Raw genomic sequence first — 21,553 nt, forward strand, 5'->3', positions numbered from 1 at the left:
TTAAAACATTCTCACTCTAAAATTACACAAAAAAAGAAGGTATGGAATAGTTTGGGAACGCCACACCTTCGACGGAGAAAAGAAATTAGTGAATAATTCTTAAGAGTAAAGTCTTAATTTCAGGAATATAAGCATTTAAATATTTCTGTATAGGAGACAGTACATTACTCTGAATTAATCCTATAAGTAAATATAATAATAGGTTAACAAAACTTTGTCAAGCCGATAAACACAGGACTTTTACAGGTTAATCGCTTAACTAAAATAATGCTAAAATTTATTTTCTTTAAACTCAGTCACAGCTTGAAGTTAATCGCATAACTTATTTAAAGCAAATATTCGCTTTCTCCAAAAAAAGACCACACTAATATTTTTAGTGTGGTCCAATATTGCTCTGCAAGACTATATTCATTCTAATTAGATAATTTCGATCACAATCAAATATTATTCAAACTTAATCGTGTAAATACTTTCGCTTGTATTTGCCTCATTCTTAATTAGATATTTACATTCATTTTCGTCCAGGCTTGGTAATTCAATCACTACAGAATTATTATTGCTCTCTAATCTGAAACCTTCCTTTTTATCTTTAGTAAAGACATAAGCATATTTCAAAGGATTAAGTTCAAATACTTCAGATTCCGTTACAGCTTTAAGAATGAAGTCATTTTCGGCTTTTGCTTCAAATGCATGTGCTCTAATCTCAGCTATGTGCAAAGTTTCACCACTTCTAATCCTAAATGCATAAGTTTCAATAGGAGTAAAAATGAGATTATTAGCTTGTTCAGGTAACAAACCTTCTCTACTTTCACCACTAGATAAATCTAAGATCTTATAATCTGTGATTTCTCGCCAATTATTAGGGTCGTTTAAAGGACTTTCCTCATCACCTACATTGGCATAATTCTTGACTGTACCAGGGTTTTCGCCAACATAATATTCAAGCTTAAAGTCATCTGCCAGCTTATCTCCAATAAAATGGATTTCAATATTATCGATTTTGGTCAGCTCTAATTCACCAGCTCTACCGAGTAGGATACCAGCCCAATCTTCAGTATTTTTACTACCTTCGTTATTCCATGAATCACTTAAACCACTGTAGTCAATCTGATTATTATTCAGAGCGGAGATCCTAGTCTCAGGGTTAGTGTAACTAGCAATTCCTGCAGGTAGCTCAGAACCATTCCATTCTTGAGCTTTGTTATATGAAAGCACTTTTTCTCCTGTAACTCTCAAACTTAATTTAGACTCTAAATCCTTGCCTTTAACTTTTGCTGCAAGCTTAATTACATTACCTACTAGTAAATCTCCAAGTTCTAACTCTGCACCTGTCTCTAGATTAATCCAGTTATCTAACTCTAGTAATTCATTCTGGCCTAATAAATCATAAGCATGTGCACTCTTCGGTAGTTCCGGTAAATAATTATCTAAACAAGCCATAGAAAAATCTTCAGCTTCAATAAGGTCATTAACAATAAGCTTCAATTCATATTTATACTCTTGCTCATCAACATTTACTGTAGCTTGTAGTCTCTTAACTCCTACCTGTTTAGACAGCTCTTTGACTTCTTCATCTGAAATCTCCCAGTGTAATTTGTGCGATTCTCTCAAGCCATTAACAAATACAAGTTCAGCAGTTTGCGGCAACTGTAAAGTCTCTCCAAGATTAATAACTTTTTCACCATATACTACACGATCTACAGCTCTATCTGAGAAATCTACTACATTTACCTTTACTTTAACAGGATATTGCTCGTACTCTAATTCTCCTGCAATTACGAAACTACCAAGCTCACTTAAATTATTATTAGCATAATTATCCCACTTAGCCTTACTTTGCAGTCTAGTGCCATCAGCAAATAAAATTTCAACCACTTCAGGTAGAGTCAATTCACCATCTAAGCCCACAAAAATTTCACTAATATCGTAGCCCAAAACATCTTCTTTAAACTCACCAATTGCGGTCAATTTTATTTCAGCAGATTCTAAACCTTCTCCACTTGCTTTTAAGACTATATCTCCAGCTTCTTTTTTGGATCCTAATATTACTAAACCTTTACCATTAAAAGCTCTTCGCTTCCAATTATTATCAAGATATTTATAACGCTCTTGTGAGCTGGAATTACCATTGTCAACACCAAGAATATCTGCAGCTCTGGAAATTTCAAAATCAATTAAATTATCAGCATACGGAACAACATTACCGTTAACATCCACTATTTCAAACTGAACATAAGCTAAATCTGCTATGGATACATCTAGTTCCGAAGTTTCAGCTAATAACCTAACCGCTGCAGGCACTCCCGCAGTAACAACTTCATCTCTAGCTACTTCGTTGGAATCTTCATCCTTAGCTACAGCTAATAATTCTCCTGCTTCCCAAGGGATTAACCATTCCAAATAGAGCTCATCTTCACTCTGACCTTCCTGATACTCTCTACCAAAACTAGTGACCTTTTTATTAAATCTCTTTTCACCTAATGATTCGCCATTTAAAAAGAGTTCGACCGCACTAGCATTAGAATAGATTCTAACAGGAATCTTGTTGTCATCACGCTTCAAGTCTGTTCCTTGAGCAAAAGTTATCTCCCTATCTTCCTGGCTCCAGTTCCAGTGTGGCAAGATATGTACCATTTTCTCATCAGAATTAGCCCATTGTGACTGAAACAAGTAATATTCATTTTTCGGGAAGCCTGCAGTATCTACAATTCCAAAATATGAAGATTTCGCAGGAGTTTCAGGCTCATTATGCCATGGTGTCGGCTCACCTATATAGTCGAAGCCAGTCCAAATAAATTGACCAGCATAATCCAAATTATTTCTATCAAATATTAAAACTGAACTCGCTGTTTTACCCCAACCTACTCTATCGTTTCCATAGTCAGAAGTTTGGTATTTTCTCAGTGGCTTCTCCGGATTACCTGTGATTGCCTTGTCCTTAACTGCTGGCTCATAATAAATACCTCTACTACTTACTGCTGAAGCAGTTTCAGAACCATAAATCTTCCAGTGTGGATGTTTTTCTCTAATTAACGCAAAATTATCCTCGGCATAATTAATTCCCACTATGTCCAAAAGATCTGCAATTTTCTGGTAATTTTCACTCTCAAGGTCGAAACGGAACTTATCTTCCCCCATAGTTACATAGCGAGTCTGATCTAGTTCTTTGACCCACTTAACTAAATTCGCAGCTTGCTCTATACCATAATCTTCTGAGGTTTCCCAAATCTCATTACCTACAGACCACATGAATATTGATGGAGAGTTCTTATCTCTATTTACCATGGCTTTTACATCAAATTCAGCCCAAGTCTGACCTGCCTCAGCATCTGGATGTGTTGCCAGTTGGCTGAAGAAGCGGTTATAGTCATAGGTTTTCTTAGGCTTGCCACTCCAGGTATCAAAAGCCTCTTCCTGGACTAACAATCCCAACTCGTCACAGGCTTCAATAAACTTCTCATCATGCGGGTTATGTGCAGTCCTTATAGCATTTACGCCCATATCTTTCATGATCTTAAGTTGTCTTACAAAAGCTTGTTTATTGGCAACTGCACCCAATGCACCTTGATCTGAGTGCATACAAACACCTTGAATATCTAGATGCTGACCATTTAAGCTAAATCCAGTCTCAACATCCCAGTCAAAATATCTATACCCGAATCTATCCTTACGCTCATCTAATAATCTTTTGTCCTTAGCATCATAAATTCTTGTTCTAACATAATAAAGCGCAGGAGTATCAACTGACCAGAGTCCGACATCATTTACCCAAATGCTCTGAATCACCTTAGACTCTCTTTTATCCAAAGATAATTTCATCTCGGTTAGCTCTGAGATTGTATTGCCGTCATCATCTTCAATTGACTGTTCCAAAATTACTTCTGCACCATTATCTACAAATCCACTTGCATCAATATGAGAATTAATTATCTTACTTTCAATTCGAGTTTCAACACCTGCCTCATTACCATATTGCTCAGCTAAATTAGGTGTCGTAATAAATATCCCATTTTCTTTAACATGGATCTTATCTTTAACTATTAAATCTACATCTCTATAAATACCTGAACCTGAGTACCATCTAGATGAAGGTTGCGGATGCTCTACTTTTATCAAAATTAAATTCTGTTCACCAATATTTAAATACTCATTAATGTTATACGAAAAACTGTTGTATCCAAATGGATAATTTCCTACAAATTTCCCATTAATGTAACAAGTTGAATCCATGTAAATTCCACCGAAATGTATGCGAATATCTTTATTTCTTAAAGATTCAGGCACATCTATAACCTTGGCATAGTATCCTGTACCACCATCAAGCAGACCACCTTCGTTATTTGCTGGGGATTGTGAATTGAATTCAAACTCAATACTCCAATCATGAGGAAGATTAACTTGGCGCCAGTCTTTTAGCTCCTCAATATCCAAAGAACTTGGATTAACTTTTTCATTTAGTTTAAATCTCCAATGACTATTTAAATTAATTAACGACATAGTTGTACCTCCGCAAATTCACAATTTTTCTAGTTATTACTGAATTGTTTTGATTTTTAGAAAAACATAAATACCAATGCAATAGCTAAAACTCCAAGCACAAAAGCTACAATCAGATCTATTTTGAAAATCTGCTCAGCTTTTTTAATACTTTCATCTTTATGTTCAACTTCTACTTCAAATAAATTTATACTTGGATCTGAATCTTTATATAAAACTTTTCGAGTTTTCTCAGGGTGAAATTTTCTTGGCAAAATCGTAGCCTTCACTCTTTCCTTGTACTCTTGCTTTCCGACTTTAAATTTGTAATCTATATAAATATTATCATCGACAGATTTCCTGGAAGACATAGAAAATTTGTTTATATAGTTAGCTTCTACGTCAGCGGTTGCTTCTTTTTGCTCAAGTTTAATCTCATCCCAACGTTTCAATCTGCCTGTAACTTGCGTCTTCTTTTTTGCCTCTACGATAAAGGTCCAAACCCAATAAATTACAACTAAAATAACTATAAAACTTCTTGTATCTATTTGGCCTACCCAATTAACAAAATCTTGCATCAACTTCCCTCATTTCAATAAAGCACTCTTCCTCAAACTATCGCAGTCGTTCTTCACCGCACCCCGAAAAGATAAAGCTATTACCATTTTTGCAACATATATATTATCAAACTACTAGCTATTACTATTGCAGGTATCAAAGGAGATCTTCTTATATATTTAAATATCTCATTTATAAAGCCCAGAGCAGCTGTTCTCCAATCTGTTGTAGCAGGAATACCAATACAGTCCATATTATATTTTCTAGCAATAAGCAGCCCTCTCTGCAAATGGTAATTCGTACTTACAATTGCAAATTTTGATTCACTTTCCATCAGGTCATAAGAATACCTAATATTTTCATTAGTGTTTTCAGCTTTTTCTTCTAATAAAATTCGCTGTGCAGGAAAACCTCTTTCTACAGCATAGGCTTTCATACCAGCTGCTTCACTAATCTCTGCTGTCCCTGAAACTGCACCTGACATAATAATTTTTGTGTTAGGATTTTTCTTAGCAAAATCAATCGCAGTATCGCAACGACTTTTCAATTGGCCGCTTACTTTAGCATTCTCGTCTAGTCTAGCTCCCAGCACAACAACATAGTCCACATCATCAGTATCTACATTTACATAATTGACAAAAGCAGTGACAACATAACTGTGAGCGATAAATAAAAGCGCTTCTAATACCACATCAATAGCCCCTAAACTTGTATCTACGTACCAGGCAAAATTATATGATTTTATAAAATGATATACAGCAACGAAAAGCAAAATTAAGGCGCTTTTAATCAAAAGTCCTTTCTCAAAACCTTGTAAACTACCATCTTTATTTTTACGGAAATATTCGAAAACTGCTAATCCAAACACAAGCAAAGTTGGCAAAATGAAATAGGACCAGATAATTACCCAAACTAATTGGTCGCTTACATAAACCATTTGATCTGCGTGTAATAATGCAAAAATTATTGCACAATTAAGTGAAACTCCAGTTATGACAGAGCGTTTATCGTACTTTATTGCTGAAAAGAATATAATCAAGCAAGTTATTGCCAATAATATATTAATCACTTATCTTATATACTGCTCAAAAATGCTCACGACTTAATATCCTGAACAATTACTTTCTAATTATTTTAACTGCAAAATTCTGCAAAATTGCAAAGCTAATTCAATTTGCTTTAATTTTTCTATATATAATTATATTTGTTTTTAACTTTTATATTTCTATCTTCTGCCTTCAAGAAACACTTCAATTAGTAGCAATCAATGCATGCATTAGCTATATGAGTGTGTACATCAATCTCTGCAGCAGGAACTCCTAGCTTTTCACTCAAATAATTTTTGGCATCTGCAAATTGAAATGGATCTATTATAGTGCTATCTATTTCTGCATATTTAGCTTCAATTTCTTGTTTCTCTGCGTCTGTATATTTATCTTCTAAATATTCCAAACTTGTAATCATATCCCAGCCTACTTCTGGAGAACGTGTAATAATAATTCTAACCATATCTTCACCTCTTTTTATTGATAATAACATTTTAAAAGGTTAAACTATTACTTATTAGATACAGATGCAAAAGACATTTGTATACTATATCTCATTATACTATTGACACCCTCAATTCCAAAATTAAATAATTATGGAGGATTTATGCCAGTAATAACTATAACTCATTTACCTGGTACTCTAGGCGAGGAACTTGCTAAGCGCTTATCGCTGAAGTTAGGTATTCCTGTCTATGAGAGGGTGGATATGGCAAATTTATTTTTGCAAGACATTGCTACAGATTATGATTTAAAACTCTTGGACGAAAGTCCCAAAAACTATCAACGTAATGCTAAAAACGGTATCACATTTCGTGACAATATCCTACATGGTCTAAATCAGTTAGCGGACAAAAGCAATGCTATAATTCTCGGAACAGTACCAGCGTTATTCCTTGCCCAACATCCAAACGCAGTACACATTCATGTAACAGCTCCAAAAGATTTACGTGCACGTCGTTTGACTAAAACTAAGAAATATAACAAAGAAGAAATTGCCCAATTAATGAATTCTTCTGATAAAAACTTCAAGCGCTACGGTAAGATTCTGTTTGACGAAGAATCTAAGGATCCTTTCTTATATCACATCACTATCAATACAGGTAAAGTAAGTGTTGATGCAGCTGTTCTAATGGCTACAGAGCTTTATAATGATAGTCTAGCTAGAGAGTATCTTTACGACTCAGATTCAGAAAACAGGAAGATCCAACATCGCCAAGAAGAATCTACATTGATGAAGAATCCTTCTGAAATAGCTTTCGCCAAGGTTTTGGATATGTACCATATTCGTTGGATTTATGAGCCTACTACATTTGAGCTAGAACAAAATAGTGACGGCACGGTGGCTTCTGCATTTTCTCCAGATTTCTATCTGCCTGATTATGATATTTACCTCGAGTTGACTGTCATGAATCCTAGATATTCTACTGATAAAAAAAGGAAAATTCGTAGAATCAAAGAGCTTTACCCAGACATAAATATTAAGTTAGTTCAGAAAAAAGACTTTGATCACTTTATTAGGAGCTTGAATAGAGCTAGTACCGTACTGCTCAGTCATAATGATAAGAAAAAATTTAAAGATAAAATAGATGAAGATTTAGAAAGAGCGGAGGGGATCTCTAATGAATTTTAGACTGCCAACACCTGAAGAATATAATAGAAAAATTAATTTCTCTGCCGAGCAAATCGCTGAAAGAATTAAAGAATTGGGTGCAGAAATTTCACGAGACTATCCTAATGGCGTTACCCTTTTGATTAATCAAAAATCCTCGCTCGTTTTCACAGCGGACTTAATGCGAGAGATAGCGCCAAATGTTAGGATAGAGTTTCTTCGCTTAGGTAGTATTAAACAACAAGATGATGCTTCTCCACTACTTTTCTTGCGCCAGAGTGAAGAAATCATTTTGGATGGCCAAGACTGTATACTCTGTACTGACATTGTAAGAACAGGATTTACCATGCACTTCTTGTTGACTCATCTAAAGAGCAAAAATCCAAACTCCCTAGAAATCTGTACTTTGCTACACAACCCTGAGCAACAGTTATTGCCTTTCCCACTTAAATACATAGGGTTTGAAACTGACTATGACTCACTTTGTGGTTACGGTATTTCTTATCAAAGTCAAGGTAGACAATTCAAAGACATCGTGCAGTTGGTACCTGATGAGAATCAGGATTGATGTTGGTTTTAGTTTTCTTTACTGATAAAGCAATAAAGCCTAAGTTCTAGCACAAAGTAGAACATTAGGCTTTTGTTTTGAGTTAATTATTTTAAGTAAACTGAATTCCAATTAAATCAAAACTGATTTTGATCTTGGTTTAGTTTCAGCAACTTTTTTACCATTGTGATAGCTATATAAAACTTCTGCATGAAGGTTCATTGCTTCAAACCAGTTCTTAGCATTTAGGATAATAAAGTTTGCAGGTTTACCAACTTCAATTCCGTATTGGTCTTGAACATTTAATACTTTAGCACCGTTAGTAGAAATCATCTTATAGCTATCCATTAGTTGTTCGTAGCCCATCATTTGTGTTACGTGAACACCCATTCTAACTACGTCCATAGCGTTACCATCTCCCATTGGGTACCATGGATCTTGAATATCATCATGACCGAAAGCTACGTTATTTCCATTTGCTAGAAGCTCTGGAACTCTAGTTGTACCACGGCGTTTAGGATAGGTATCAATTCTACCTTGCAAGTGAGTATTTACTAATGGGTTACAGACGAAGTTAATCTCAGATAATCTTAATAGTTTAGTCAACTTGCTAAAATACGCATTGTTGTAGCTGTGCATTGCTGTTGTGTGAGATGCGTTTACTCTACCCTTCAATCCGGATTCTAAAGCACGAGTTGCCAATGTTTCTAAACCTCTGGATGCTGGATCGTCAATCTCGTCACAGTGAACATCTACTAATCTGTCATATTTTAAAGCTAAGTCGATAATGAAGTTCAAGGATTCAACGCTATATTCTCTAGTAAATTCATAGTGAGGTATTGCACCAACTGCATCTGCTCCTAATTTTAGGGCTTCTTCAACTAATTCTTTTCCTCTAGGGAAACTCAAGATTCCTTCTTGTGGGAAAGCTACAATTTGTAAGACTACATCATCTTTGATTTCATCTCTTAACTCTATAAGAGCCTTGAGAGCTGTTAGATTAGGATCTGTAACATCAACGTGTGAACGTACAAATTGTGTACCGTTAGAAACTTGCTTGCGAATTGCTGCGAGAGCTCTTTGCTTAGCATCTTCATGAGTTACTCTAGGTTTACGCTCTGACCAGATGTCAATACCTTCAAATAATGTTCCTGATGAGTTAAATCTTGGATCACCTGATGTTAAAGCACTATCCAAGTGAACATGTGGTTCTACGAATGGTGGCAAAAGCAACTTTCCTTCGAGGTCTAGAACTTCTTCCTCACCTTTTGCTTCTAGTCCTTTTGCTATCTCAGCAAACTTGCCATCCTCTACTCTTATATCAAATAGTTCTTCACTATTTTCGATATATACATTTTTAATCAACATTGTTGAATCCCCCTTCTTTTTTATTTAGACTTTAAATTCTAAAATCTTTTTATTTCTAGTTTTTGCTTGTTGTTTTTTCTGTATTTTTTCTTTATTTTTTATGTTTTTTCTATTACTAATTCTTAATTAGCTGTTTTTGGCATAACTTTTACTAGTATCAAATATGCTACTGCTGAGATTAATAAGCCGTTTATCGCTGCTATACCTACTGGTATTAATAGGGCGGCTAAAGCTCCTAGGACAACTGCTATAAGAGCTGTGATATTTAATTTATTTTCTTTATCAAAAACATCTGAAGTTACATCGTCTTTGTTCAAGAAATAATGAGTAATTATTACAGCACCAACAGGTGGTATAAATGTACCTAGAAGAGTCAAGAAGCTGGTAAAGTTTTCATACAGGATAATTGCTGAAACAGTTCCTATAACACCCATTATCGCAGTACTATATTTGATTGGTAGTTTAGTAATGTTTGAAACTCCTAAACCTGCAGTGTATAGAGCATTATTATTAGTTGACCAAATATTGAATCCTAAAGTCAAGATTGCTGGAATCATTAATCCTTGAAGAATCAAAACATTGAATATATCAGCTTCATTATAGACTGATGCACCAATTGCACCGAAGCTAATCATCAAAATGTTTCCAAAGAAAAAGGCGATTACTGTCGCCCATACCGCTTGTTTACTAGTTTTGCCAAATCTTGTGAAATTAGGAGTGCTTGTACCACCACTTACGAAGTTTGCTATTACCATGCCTATTGCTACTGTTAAAGTGAGTGGTTGTGCTGGATTATCTGAGAAAATGTTTGACCATCCACCTACTTTTCCTATTGATAATGCACTTGAATATGAACCTAGAATTGCTATCAATGGTACCGCTATAGCACCAAATATACTTAATGCTTTTATACCCAAAACTGCTGTTATAGTCATAAGTAATCCAGTAATTAAGATTAGTAAATATTTATTTATTCCAAACAACTGAGCTACTGGCAAAACAAACATTGCTACACCTACGCCAAACCATCCTGTCTGGGTAAAAGACACGAGAGCTGAAGATAAAATTGAGCCACTGCTTCCAAAAGTTTTCTTTGCTAAGAGGTCTAAATTATATCCACTCTTTTGGCTTATATGCGCTAAAAGGCCTGTATATACGGCCAAAAATCCATTTCCTATTAAAACTGCTAAGACGAAATCTCTGAAATTTAAACCGATTCCCAACTGTCCACCGGTAATCATGCTTGGTGAAAAGAATGTAAATCCAACCATGACAAAAAACAATTGCCAAAAACCTTGACGTTTATTTAATGGAACTTTTACTTGAGAATACTCAGAGTCTTGAACACTAACTGCATCACTATCAGAAAAACTCTCCTGACTGTGCAAATTATTCACATTTTCCTTTTTCATTTGCAACCTTCCTTTTTGTTTAGTAAATCGAATAGCTAACCTCCTTGAGCATTTATAAAACTCAAGTGCTTCAATTTCCTTAAAAAGTTATTTTGCGCAAACGTGCAAGGGCCAGTCACGAACTTTTAAATGGTATTCTACCACTATTGTTTGCATATTGCTAGTGTTTTTTTTGAAAACATAAAAAAATTTTCCAAACAGTATTTCAGCTTGGAAAATAGGCTATTTCTATATATTTATATTATAAAAAGACATAAAAAACTCCAGCGAACCATCGAAGTCTTTCTATCCTTTGCTTAATCTTATACTCTTCTTTTCATCCCTCTAAATAGCTTCTTAATATCTTTAGCTCTTCAGCTTTTCAAACCAATCGTCCTATTATCGAACTTATCTCGTGTAAACTAAGAATCTTCACTTGTAATAAATATTTCGTAAAGGTCTACACTTATATCCTATGGATAAACCCTCAATCCATTTCCACTATTTAGTTGAATGTTAACCTCTCTACTCATTTCATCTCTACCACTCGTGTAGTCTAAATTTAAATCTCCTTAGACTTATTGTTCTCTGAGTTAGAGTTCTGATTAATATTCAGTACCGCAGTATCCACATTGCGGTGTTAAGCATTTCTAGGATTAATACTTGTTCTGTATTCCCTGGAGCTTGATTTAATAATAGAACGTTTTGTTTATTTCGTCAAGTGCTATAAGCTAGATGAGAATATTTTTAGGCAAATACACAAAAATACATCTACCAAAATGTTAAACTTGCACAAACACATCCTCTTTTAAAATGAGCACAAAAAAAGAGCCGTTTCCGGCTCTTTAAAAAAAGGAAAAAACGCATAAATTTGCTCCAGCGAACCTTCAGATTATTTGTACTTTACTAACTCTTTTCAACTCAACATTTTTTCGCTCGAATAACTTATTTTGTTTTTCTAAACGTCAACCATTTTGCCTTTTCAAACTTATTATCTTTAGTTTTGTTCTATAACTTATTGATTTCGTTTGTTTAGCTCTTATGTTATTACTTTTCATTTTGCCTAATTGCTTAATGTCTTTACATTTGACTCTGGCAATCTTCTTATGGTTGATGCAGTTTCTGTAGTTTTCAATTACAGTTGTAAGTCTCAGTCCATTAATACCTTCCGTATTCCCTGGAGCTTGATTTAATAATAGCCTCTTTGTGTAAATTAGTCAATAGTATTTATTATTAATTATCTTTTTCCGTCACTCTGTACATTATCTCCAAGTCTATTTGTGCATATTGGCATAATAAAAGCTGCTCTACTATTTTGTATCGTACAAATTGTAGCGCAGCTTTTAATTTTCTTTATTTTATAACTTCAGGGAACAACTTAATTTTTTGCATCAAGATCTGAATCAGTATTTGCATTGTCTACTTCTACTTCATCAAGAACTTCGGTCTTTGCTTCATCAGTTGCTTCGAAACTAGGTCTTTTACCTGTTCCCTCACAGCAAGGGGCTACTTCTTTATCTTTCATATCACTTGCAACTTGTTTATCTAATGTAGAGTTATCGTAGTTTCGGTTAATAACATTCTCCTGAGCATTCACTTGACCACTTGGATTAGAGTTAGTAATTTCAATTCTGTCATTAAATTCTACATTAGCTTTTTTCTCAATGTGTGCGAAAACTGTGTGAATCAAAGTCACAACTACTAATCCATAAATACTTAGGCAGGCTAAATAAAAACCTACTTCTGGATTTAGCATTGTGGAGTAGTCACCTGCACTTGAATATAAGTTGTACAAGGTAAATGAAAATCCTACAGCCGTAATAACAGAAGCTATGAAGCTTAATAATTTTTGCTTAAATGCTGTTAGAGCAATTACTACTAGAAGTAAAATTACATAAATAACACCATCGCCTAAAGACTCACCTGGTTTAAACAAATTAATCGAATCTGAGAAACCAAAAACATTAACGGAAACGAAAGGTAGGAACATTGATAGAATTCCCAAAGCACTCAAAATGAATATACAAATTTTAAAAACCCAAGGGTTGATTATGTGATTGTGCGAAGTTTTGGTTTTTACACGATTAGCATTTTGAGAAACATGTTCATAGTTTGCATGTACATTGTCATGTGCAACTTGCTCAGTTTGATCAAAGTGATTCATATACTCTGGATGTCCTACTTGACCAGCTCCTGTCTGTCCTAAATTATCTGGATGAACATTTGGTGCACCTGGATGAACAGATTGACTAATATGATTAGGACCATCTTGTTTCAACTGGCTGTTATGAATATATTCACCTGATTCTTGGTTAATTTGATTATTTCTATTATCTGAGTTAATCATATTCTACTCCTTGTCAATTTTTATTTAACCTATCAGTTATACAATTATTATAAATTAATACAACTTGCAATGAAGTTTATAAATCTCTTATTTGTACTTGTTTTCTTAGTTTATAGCACTTCCTACAAACTGGAAGATAACTCTCATTACCACCAATTTGAATTTGCTCACTACCTCCGCTAATACGTAAGTTCATAGTAGCTTTTTTGTCACAGTACCAACAGATAGTTTTGACTTCTTCAATTCTATCTGCGTACACTAGCAAATAATAAGACCCAGTAAACAAATTATTTTGGAAATCATTCTTTAAGCCAAAAGCAATGACTGGGATATTAAGCTCATCAACAACTTCAGTCAACTCATAAATGTGGTGTTCTTCTAGGAATTGAGCTTCATCCACAAGAATGCAATAGATATCTTTGTACTTTTTTACCTCTTCAAAAATATCAAGATCAGAATGTATTTGTATCGCTTCTCTAGCAGTGCCAACACGACTGTGAACTACCCCTTCACCGGCACGATTATCAATTGCGCTTGTCATAACCAAAACTTTTTGCCTTGTTCTTCATAGTTATGAGCAACTTTAATAATCTCTAATGACTTGCCTGAATTCATTGTTCCATGTCTAAAATATAACTTTGCCATATCACTCTCATTCTAAAATAATTTACTTATCAGATTTATCAGATTTTTTGATCTCATCATCAGCCAAATAGTTTCTAATCAAGGCTTGTGTACCTTCATCTTCATGTCCTTTGGCTGCAAAGTCCTCAAAAGTCTGCAAAACAACATTAAGCATATTCAGTTCAATCCCTTGTTTCTCTATTTCAGACTTAGCAATCTTCATGTCTTTGATAAAATGCTTAACGAAAAATCCTGGGTCAAAATCATGTTCCAAAGCTCTAGGTGCCATATTCTGTAATTGCCAACTTGCTGCAGAACCACCACCAACAGCCCTAAGCATTTCTTCAGGATCTAGACCAACTTTAAGTGCATATACTAGAGCCTCAGTATACGCAGCTGTTGCACCTGCGACAGCTATCTGATTAGCAGCTTTGGTGTGCTGACCGTTACCTGCTTTGCCCATGTAGTTAATAGTGGACCCCATAAGCTCGAACAAATCTTTTGTCTCAAGATAAGCATCCTCATCGCCACCTACCATTACGGTCAAAGTCCCGTTTCTAGCTCCGCTATCACCTCCAGATACTGGTGCATCAAGGACTTTTACATCATGCTCTTTTCCCTCGGAATACAATTTCTCTGCTAATTCTGGAGATGAGGTAGTCATATCTACAACGATTGCACCTTTTTTCGCATTTTGGATTACTCCATTAGGACCAGATAGCACACTCTCCACATCTCTAGGATAGCCAACTATTGAGAATATATAATCTGCATCATCGATAGCCTCTAAAATATTATCAAAGGCCTTCGCATTTACTGAATCACCGTACTCTGCAACAGCTTTCTCAGCCTTGACAAAAGTTCTATTAAATAATCTCAATTCATGTCCTGCTTTTGCCAAATAGCCTGCCATTGGTTTACCCATGACTCCAGTTCCAATCCATGCAATTTTACTCATTAAATCTCTCCTATCTAAACACTTTCATCTATCATTTTTATCTATCACTTTTATCTATATATTTATTAAAAATCTTCATACTGAATCTCTCCAGCGGGATATACAACATAACACTAATAGCAATTATAGCAACTACCAAAATCAAACTCTTTAGACTTAGGATTTGCAACATAAATATTTTTGAGAAAATAGTACCCGACATGATAGTCATAATTCCCATACATAATAGGAGAATTTCTTTTCTACGAGTCAGAGGTTGGCAGGCCTTATATAGCATTAAATAAGTTGAGAATGCATATACATAGAAGGCAATTGTTGAAATTTCATCTGTTGGTAGAGCAAAGAGTTTAGCCAACTCCATTGCAGCTATACTCATAACGAGTCCCAAAACAGCTGTAGGTATAGCTTTATACAGAACATTAGCGAGGAACTTACCACTAACTTTTCTAGTATCTTTCTCCATAGTTAAGAAAAATCCTGGGAACCCTACCATAACTCCTGAAACAATAGAGATTTGTATTGGTTGCCATGGATATAAAAGACCTAATAATATACAGAATATGGTAATTAGCAAAATACCCATATTTTTATTTAGGAATAAAGATGCCGTTCTCTCAATATTGTTTATAACCTGTCTACTTTCATCCAAGACTTCAGGCATCTTAGAGAAATCCGAGTCTGCCAAAACTACATCCGCTATTTGACTTGCAGCATCAACACCTGAGGCCATTGCAATACCCATATCAGATTTTTTCAGCGCTAATACATCGTTAACACCATCGCCAACCATGGCTACTGTTTTGCCATCATCTTGTAAAGCTTCAATTAAAACTCTTTTTTGCTCTGGTGTTACTCTCGCAAAAATTGTGTACTTTGTGGCAGCTTTTTTAAGCTTATCTTCGGTATCTAAAGATCTAGCATCAATCGCTTTATCGGCGTCTTGGATTTTTGCTTCTTTGGCAACTGCTCTAACAGTTTCTACAGCATCACCAGAGATAACTTTAATAGCCACACCTTCGTTAGCAAAATAACTGAATGTCTCTACAGCTTCAGCTCTTACTGGGTTGTTCAAGCATACCAAGCCTAATATCTCTAGTTGGCCTTCTAATTTAGCTTCATCTTCTGCAAAAATGTCTTCATCTGAATTTTCCTCAAACTCATATTTAGCCAGGGCTAAAACTCTTTCGCCTTTGTTAGAAAGCTCATCTGTTAAATGTAAAAATGTACTCTCTGCATCCTTAATCAGAATCTCTGGCGCTCCGATCACATATGCCAAAGACTTTTGTGTTTTTTGCGTGTTATCTTGATCTACTTCCACTGCTGAGAATTTATTAGCAGAGCTAAAAGGCAATATTCTCTTAACTTTATAAGCTTGATTATTTATTTTCTTACTGTGAGCTATGTCTGAATTGTCTTTACTCTGTTCAGATTTAAAACTCGAAAACTCTTTATAATATTCCTGTAGGCTAATCATAGTGTTGCTATCTTCGCCCATACTATTGACTAAAGTTATTAAAATACTTTCTATTTCGTCACTGACCGGTTCGCCATTCTCATCTAGCACGGAGCGTAGTTTCATTTCAGGATCAGTTATCGTTCCTGTTTTGTCCAAGCATAAAACATCAACCCTGGCCAAAGACTCAATACTGTTCATATCTTGAACTAATACGCCTTTTTTTGCTAAACGCAGGGTTGCAGCAGTTAAAGCAATGCTAGTAAGTAAATAAAGTCCTGAAGGAATTAGGCCAATAATTGATGCTGCTGTGCTTTCAACACTGACTTTCAATGGAGCGCCAATACGTACATACTGATTCCAGAATAGTATTCCTGCTACAGGGATTATTAATAAACCTATAACTTTGATTAATACATCTAAAGAGCGCATCATGCCAGTAGATTTAACTTCTTTTGCCGCTTTAGCTTCTGCTTCAAGCTTAGCTACATGAGTATCTGAGCTAACTTTTTCTACAATAGCTTTGCCTGAGCCTGTCACTACAAAGGTCCCTGAAAAAAGCTCTTCATCAACAATTTTTTTGATATCTCTTGATTCCCCAGTTACCTGAGATTCATTCATTTTCAGTTCACCGGATAGTAAGCGTGCATCGACAGACAGCTGATCTCCGGCTTTTAACACCAAGATATCATTTAAAACTATCTCTTCGTTTTTAACTTTCTGAACTTTTCCGGATCGTAAAACTGTAGCTTCTGACTGATTCAAGAAATTAATTTCACGCAATTGCTTCCTAGACCTTATTTCTTGCACTATACCAATAGTGGTATTTATCAGGGCAACTACAATAAATAACAGATTTACGTATGACTTAAATATTAGTAAGACAACAAAAATAGCAAACAGCACAAAGTTAAAATACGTAAGAAAATTATCTCTAACAATTTCAATATTTGATTTGAAGTTTTGTTTGCTGGCACGATTATAATTCCCAGCTTTAATTTGGGCCTCTACTTGTTCTTGACTTAATCCATATTCCAAGTCGGACGCAGGCGCAGGTATATTTAATTTAGGTTTTCTTTTTCCTTTTTTTATTTTTCTTTTCCTAGCGCTCATACCAAGTCTCTCCAAAATCTCAAATATTTAACTTAATATTATAAAAGCTATTTTTACTAATATAATGAAAATTATTTTAAACTTTCATTACAATTAGATTATCTACAACAGTAAAAACACCTGTAGATCCCCTATAAAAGGTCCAATCTGGCATTTTCTCATAGGATTCGCATTGAATCTCAAAAGCATCAATTTCTAGTCCTTTACCTAAGTCGAAAGTTAAATCTAATTTTTCTATTTCTCTTTCAGCACGATACTCGCTTAAATCCTTAGATTCAAGGACTTCAAAATCAGACTCACCTGCTTTTTTAACTAGAAGTTTTACTTCTTTCGGACAAATTATACCTTGCCTATGGTTATACAAGAATCCAATTTTTATTGAAGAAATTTTTTCTGGTCTATCTAATTCTGCTTTTACATTAAAATTGTCTAAAGTCCCTATCCAGTTTCCATCAATAAAGTCTAAGCTACCTCGCTTATCACTCAATAGGGCAGCTGGTCCGTCCTGGTTAAACATATCACGTTTATCAAGCACGGCATCGGTACTTAATGTCATATTTTTTAATCTATACTCAGAATTTTTTTCTGGGAATTCGATTGCAGATTCAAGATCTTGAATGACTTTCTGATACGCACTTTCCTTATCAGGGTTTGAACTATTCTCAACTCTGGCGCTGTCTGAAATTATTGCCATATTTTTTTCATACAGCTTGCCATATACATCAGATAAATCTTTTTCGCAAATTTCTGCTTTACTCAAATCAGAAAACTTAATTATTATCTGGTCTTCTTCACTATTAATTTTTACGCTGTCGGCAGATAATTTCTCAAATTCACCTTTAGCCAAGTCTAATTCATATGGGAAAGATTCATATTCTAGATAAATCTTCTTGCCTTCAACTGATTTTAGTACTGGCAAATATTCAAAGAGCAGACCAAATCTCCCAGAAAATTCAACTCTATCTGGGAACATTTTAATACTGATTTCGCCATCTTTATTCTGTGCATTAATCTCACTTGAATAGGCATCAATAGCACTAAAACTAATCTCCTCAATGTCATCTAACTCTAATCCTTCAGCGTCAAGCAGTTTAATGAACGGTCTCTTTCCATACTCTTGTTTCCATATTTGTGGGAAAAGTAATGGTGGGCAGTCATAAAAACTAGCCGCTGTCTTAATACTTTCATCTAGATAACGGGACTTGTAATTTTCTTCAAATTTAAAGAAGTCTCTAATTCTGAGCTTTTGTTTTTCGTATAGGAAACTTAGTCTATATTCACTACTTGCATAATTCAAAGCTTCTAATCGATCTGCACTCCAGTCAGTAGTTCCTTGGTAGGACATTGGCGGAGTCAATTCAAAAGATTCGCTAAAGAAATTCGCAGTTTCTGCCATTGTCTGTACAAGCAATTTACCTTCAGCTCTTAATTTATTTACCGTCTCAATTTGTGGTATATAACCTGGGGCAATATTAGGCCAGAGGAAATTGTTCTCTTGCCCAACTTGTAAATAATTAATACCCACTGCATCTTCATCTGTAATTCTGGCAAAAGTCCAAGGTATTCTCTCGCCTCTACCACTTATTGAACTAGGTTCTAAAGTGTGGACACCAAAAATAGTATCTCTTACATTCTGCTCAAACATAAAAATAGGATCTGGTCCTAACAATCTAAAAATCGGGAGCTTGAGTTGTTTCTGCTCGCTCTGTGCAGGCACGTTAAGATTATTGACACTTGGATAATATGGACCATTTGGATAGCCGCCCCATAATGTAAAACCGTCGGTCGCTATCTGATCTCGACAAACTGCTGCAGCCACAATTCCATATTGCTCTTTAGCATATTCCAATGTGCATTCGTCCAATACCCAAGATCCAATTGATTGAGGATAAACTCCATAAATCTCCTTAAAATCTTGCATATAGGCATCGACTATTTTTATTCTTTCTTCTGGCTCATAGGCAATAGAGTAGGCACTATCTACTCTATCATCGTACTCTTCGCCTCTTTCACCTCGGAATTGAACACCAGCTCGCTCACATAACTCAGCTGTTATCTCCCACCAGGCTGATATTGCCAGTTCATTTTCTTTTTTATAGGTTTTTATGAGTTTCTGATACTCTTCATCCATTAAGGCATCATACTTTAACGCTACTGTAGAAGGTAAGTTAAACTTAGCTAATACAGTCAATTGATTCTCCAAGGTCTCAAAATCGTCAATTATAAATTTAGAAGGTTCTTCATGTGACTTTCTGACAAAGTTATAAATATTAACTATAGCAAGCTTATTCATGGTTGCCCTTATCCTCAACATTTTCTTCTAATAATTTGATATCAGCTTCTCCTGAAATATCTTCTTCAAGAGCAGCTTGCTCAAGTGTAGCAGCTTCTTCCGCTTCTTTAACCCTAAGCTCAACATGTTCTTGATCTTGGTTCTCTGGTTCATCTTCGTAATGGATGTGAGCTTCATCATCAAAGAGCAATAAGACTCTATCTCCAGGTAATAACATTGTGTCACCTTCTGCTGGAATCAAGACATCATTTCTAGCAATGGTTAGAATTAATTTATTCTCACTTAGATTCAAATCTCTTAGTTTATGGTTAGAATATGGATGGTTTTCGCTTAAAGTAAACTCAATTAAATCTTGACCATACTCATCAAAGTATTCAGCACCACCAATAACGACTACGTCGCCTTCTTTGAACTCAACATTACCTCTAGGAATAACAGTCTCACCATTTCGCTCTATTTTGGCAACAATATAGTCGAAGTTCATATTAAGATCTTTAACTTGCTGACCAATTAAAGTACTACCTGGTTCTATTACTGTTTTTAAGAAACTAATTCGACCTTTATCAGAGTGAGCATTAAATGAAGTGTATTTCGTATCCGAAGGATCAACCATTTTTGTCCATTTAGCAACTGGACTCATCAATGAACCTTGTATTAGAGAGGAGACTAAACAAATTCCAAACACAATGTGATAAATATCTATACTAAAGTTAGCTCCACTGTTTACTGCCATAATAGCAAAGGCAATCGCCGCTGCACCTCTTAAGCCTGCCCAAGATAAAGTTAGCAACTGATTAAATTTAAGCTTAAATGGAAGCATTAAACCAAATACAGAAACTGGACGACTTACAAATGTCATAAACAACATAATTACAATAGCTATAGGTAAAGTCGCCAAAATTTTCTCAGGAGTTGCTAAAAGACCTAAGATAAAGAATAAGCCAATATTCATAAGTTCAGATAAACCGTCAAAGAAGAATACGATATCTCTTTTGCCCAGGAATTGCTTATTACCTATAGTAATACCAAATATGTAAACAGCTAAGAAGCCATTACCACCAACTAGAACGGTAAATGAATATGCTAATAGTGCCATCGCTGACATAAATACTATAGCTAAACCATCTTTGGCCAAGTTGATAATTTCAAACAATTTAGAGACTAGCCAGGCAAAGGCAAAACCTAAAATCAGACCGAGTGAAATTTGCATAATTATCATTATAGGAATTGAAATTTCTGTTCCTAAAATCAGTGACAAGAAAATCATAGTTAATGTATATGCAAAGGGGTCGTTGGAACCACTCTCGAGCTCAAGTATAGAACCTGTTCTATATTTAAGATTTAAGTTTTGTGAACTTAGTGCGTTTGCAACTGAAGCATAGTCTGTAGAACCTACAATAGAGCCCAATAAGAAACTTTCTAATATAGGGAATTTTAAAACATAGTAAGCAAAAGCACCTGTTATTAATGCGGTTGCAGCTGTACCTAAACTGGATAGAACTGCAGCCTGTTTAACCACTGGTTTACCCATCTTCCAGCTAGTACCAAATCCACCATAAAACATAATAATAACTAATGCTAAAGTGGAAAACTTATCCGCTATATAGTAATTATCAAAACTTATAAAATTATTTGCAACTAAACCTAAAACTAAGAAAAGTAATAAAGAAGGTAAACCTGTCCTTCTTGAAAAGTTAATTGCAAATATAGCTAAAACTAATACTATTGCTACTAAAAAAAATCCCATATATTTCTCCTTCTATAGTG

At 34.9% G+C, this 21,553-nt stretch carries 13 protein-coding genes and 1 pseudogene; 2 read left to right on the forward strand and 12 right to left on the reverse strand.

The window, feature by feature from the left end:
- Window positions 1-444: 444 nt before the first annotated feature.
- The 4 genes from C5Q98_RS05980 to C5Q98_RS05995 form a co-directional block, all read right to left on the reverse strand.
- Entirely contained in the window at window positions 445-4,497 is a 4,053-nt protein-coding gene (locus C5Q98_RS05980; protein ID WP_106012736.1) for a glycoside hydrolase family 2 TIM barrel-domain containing protein, read from the reverse strand.
- Between the two features lie 56 nt (window positions 4,498-4,553).
- The gene (locus C5Q98_RS05985; RefSeq protein WP_106012737.1) at window positions 4,554-5,054 is read right to left on the reverse strand and encodes a hypothetical protein; all 501 of its coding nucleotides are present in this window, start codon (window positions 5,052-5,054) and stop codon (window positions 4,554-4,556) included.
- Between the two features lie 80 nt (window positions 5,055-5,134).
- A complete protein-coding gene (locus tag C5Q98_RS05990; RefSeq protein ID WP_106012738.1) occupies window positions 5,135-6,103 on the reverse strand; it encodes a YdcF family protein in 969 nt (322 codons plus the stop codon).
- Between the two features lie 185 nt (window positions 6,104-6,288).
- On the reverse strand, window positions 6,289-6,543 hold the full coding sequence (locus tag C5Q98_RS05995) for a hypothetical protein (RefSeq protein WP_106012739.1): 255 nt from the start codon (window positions 6,541-6,543) through the stop codon (window positions 6,289-6,291).
- Window positions 6,544-6,687: 144 nt separating this feature from the next.
- Here C5Q98_RS05995 and C5Q98_RS06000 point away from each other — a divergent pair, with 144 nt between their 5' ends.
- Entirely contained in the window at window positions 6,688-7,713 is a 1,026-nt protein-coding gene (locus C5Q98_RS06000) for a cytidylate kinase family protein (RefSeq protein WP_106012740.1), read from the forward strand.
- The gene (locus C5Q98_RS06005; RefSeq protein ID WP_106012741.1) at window positions 7,703-8,260 is read left to right on the forward strand and encodes a phosphoribosyltransferase; all 558 of its coding nucleotides are present in this window, start codon (window positions 7,703-7,705) and stop codon (window positions 8,258-8,260) included. The genes C5Q98_RS06000 and C5Q98_RS06005 overlap by 11 nt, the downstream gene beginning before the upstream one ends.
- 111 nt (window positions 8,261-8,371) lie before the next feature.
- Here C5Q98_RS06005 and codA read toward each other — a convergent pair whose 3' ends face one another.
- From codA to C5Q98_RS06045, 8 genes and pseudogenes are all read right to left on the reverse strand, one after another.
- Entirely contained in the window at window positions 8,372-9,607 is a 1,236-nt protein-coding gene (gene codA / locus C5Q98_RS06010; protein WP_106012742.1) for a cytosine deaminase, read from the reverse strand.
- Between the two features lie 122 nt (window positions 9,608-9,729).
- Window positions 9,730-11,019 carry a cytosine permease gene (codB, locus tag C5Q98_RS06015; protein WP_106012743.1) on the reverse strand — a complete coding sequence of 430 codons (1,290 nt, stop codon included), beginning with the start codon at window positions 11,017-11,019 and terminating at the stop codon, window positions 9,730-9,732.
- Window positions 11,020-12,376: 1,357 nt separating this feature from the next.
- A complete protein-coding gene (locus C5Q98_RS06020) occupies window positions 12,377-13,345 on the reverse strand; it encodes an ABC-2 family transporter permease (RefSeq protein ID WP_106012744.1) in 969 nt (322 codons plus the stop codon).
- 76 nt (window positions 13,346-13,421) lie between these two features.
- Window positions 13,422-13,990: pseudogene (locus C5Q98_RS06025) on the reverse strand (thymidine kinase).
- 22 nt (window positions 13,991-14,012) lie between these two features.
- Complete coding sequence (locus tag C5Q98_RS06030) at window positions 14,013-14,927, reverse strand: NAD(P)-dependent oxidoreductase (protein ID WP_106012745.1); 915 nt, start codon at window positions 14,925-14,927, stop codon at window positions 14,013-14,015.
- 37 nt (window positions 14,928-14,964) lie between these two features.
- The gene (locus tag C5Q98_RS06035; RefSeq protein ID WP_106012746.1) at window positions 14,965-17,493 is read right to left on the reverse strand and encodes an HAD-IC family P-type ATPase; all 2,529 of its coding nucleotides are present in this window, start codon (window positions 17,491-17,493) and stop codon (window positions 14,965-14,967) included.
- A 76-nt stretch (window positions 17,494-17,569) separates the two neighbouring features.
- Window positions 17,570-19,786, reverse strand: coding sequence for a hypothetical protein (locus C5Q98_RS06040; protein ID WP_106012747.1), 2,217 nt, complete (start codon window positions 19,784-19,786; stop codon window positions 17,570-17,572).
- On the reverse strand, window positions 19,779-21,533 hold the full coding sequence (locus tag C5Q98_RS06045) for a potassium/proton antiporter (protein ID WP_106012748.1): 1,755 nt from the start codon (window positions 21,531-21,533) through the stop codon (window positions 19,779-19,781). Before C5Q98_RS06045 ends, C5Q98_RS06040 begins: the two co-directional genes overlap by 8 nt.
- Window positions 21,534-21,553 lie beyond the last annotated feature (20 nt).

This window comes from Fastidiosipila sanguinis (assembly GCF_002998295.1).
Lineage (GTDB): Bacteria > Bacillota > Clostridia > Saccharofermentanales > Fastidiosipilaceae > Fastidiosipila > Fastidiosipila sanguinis.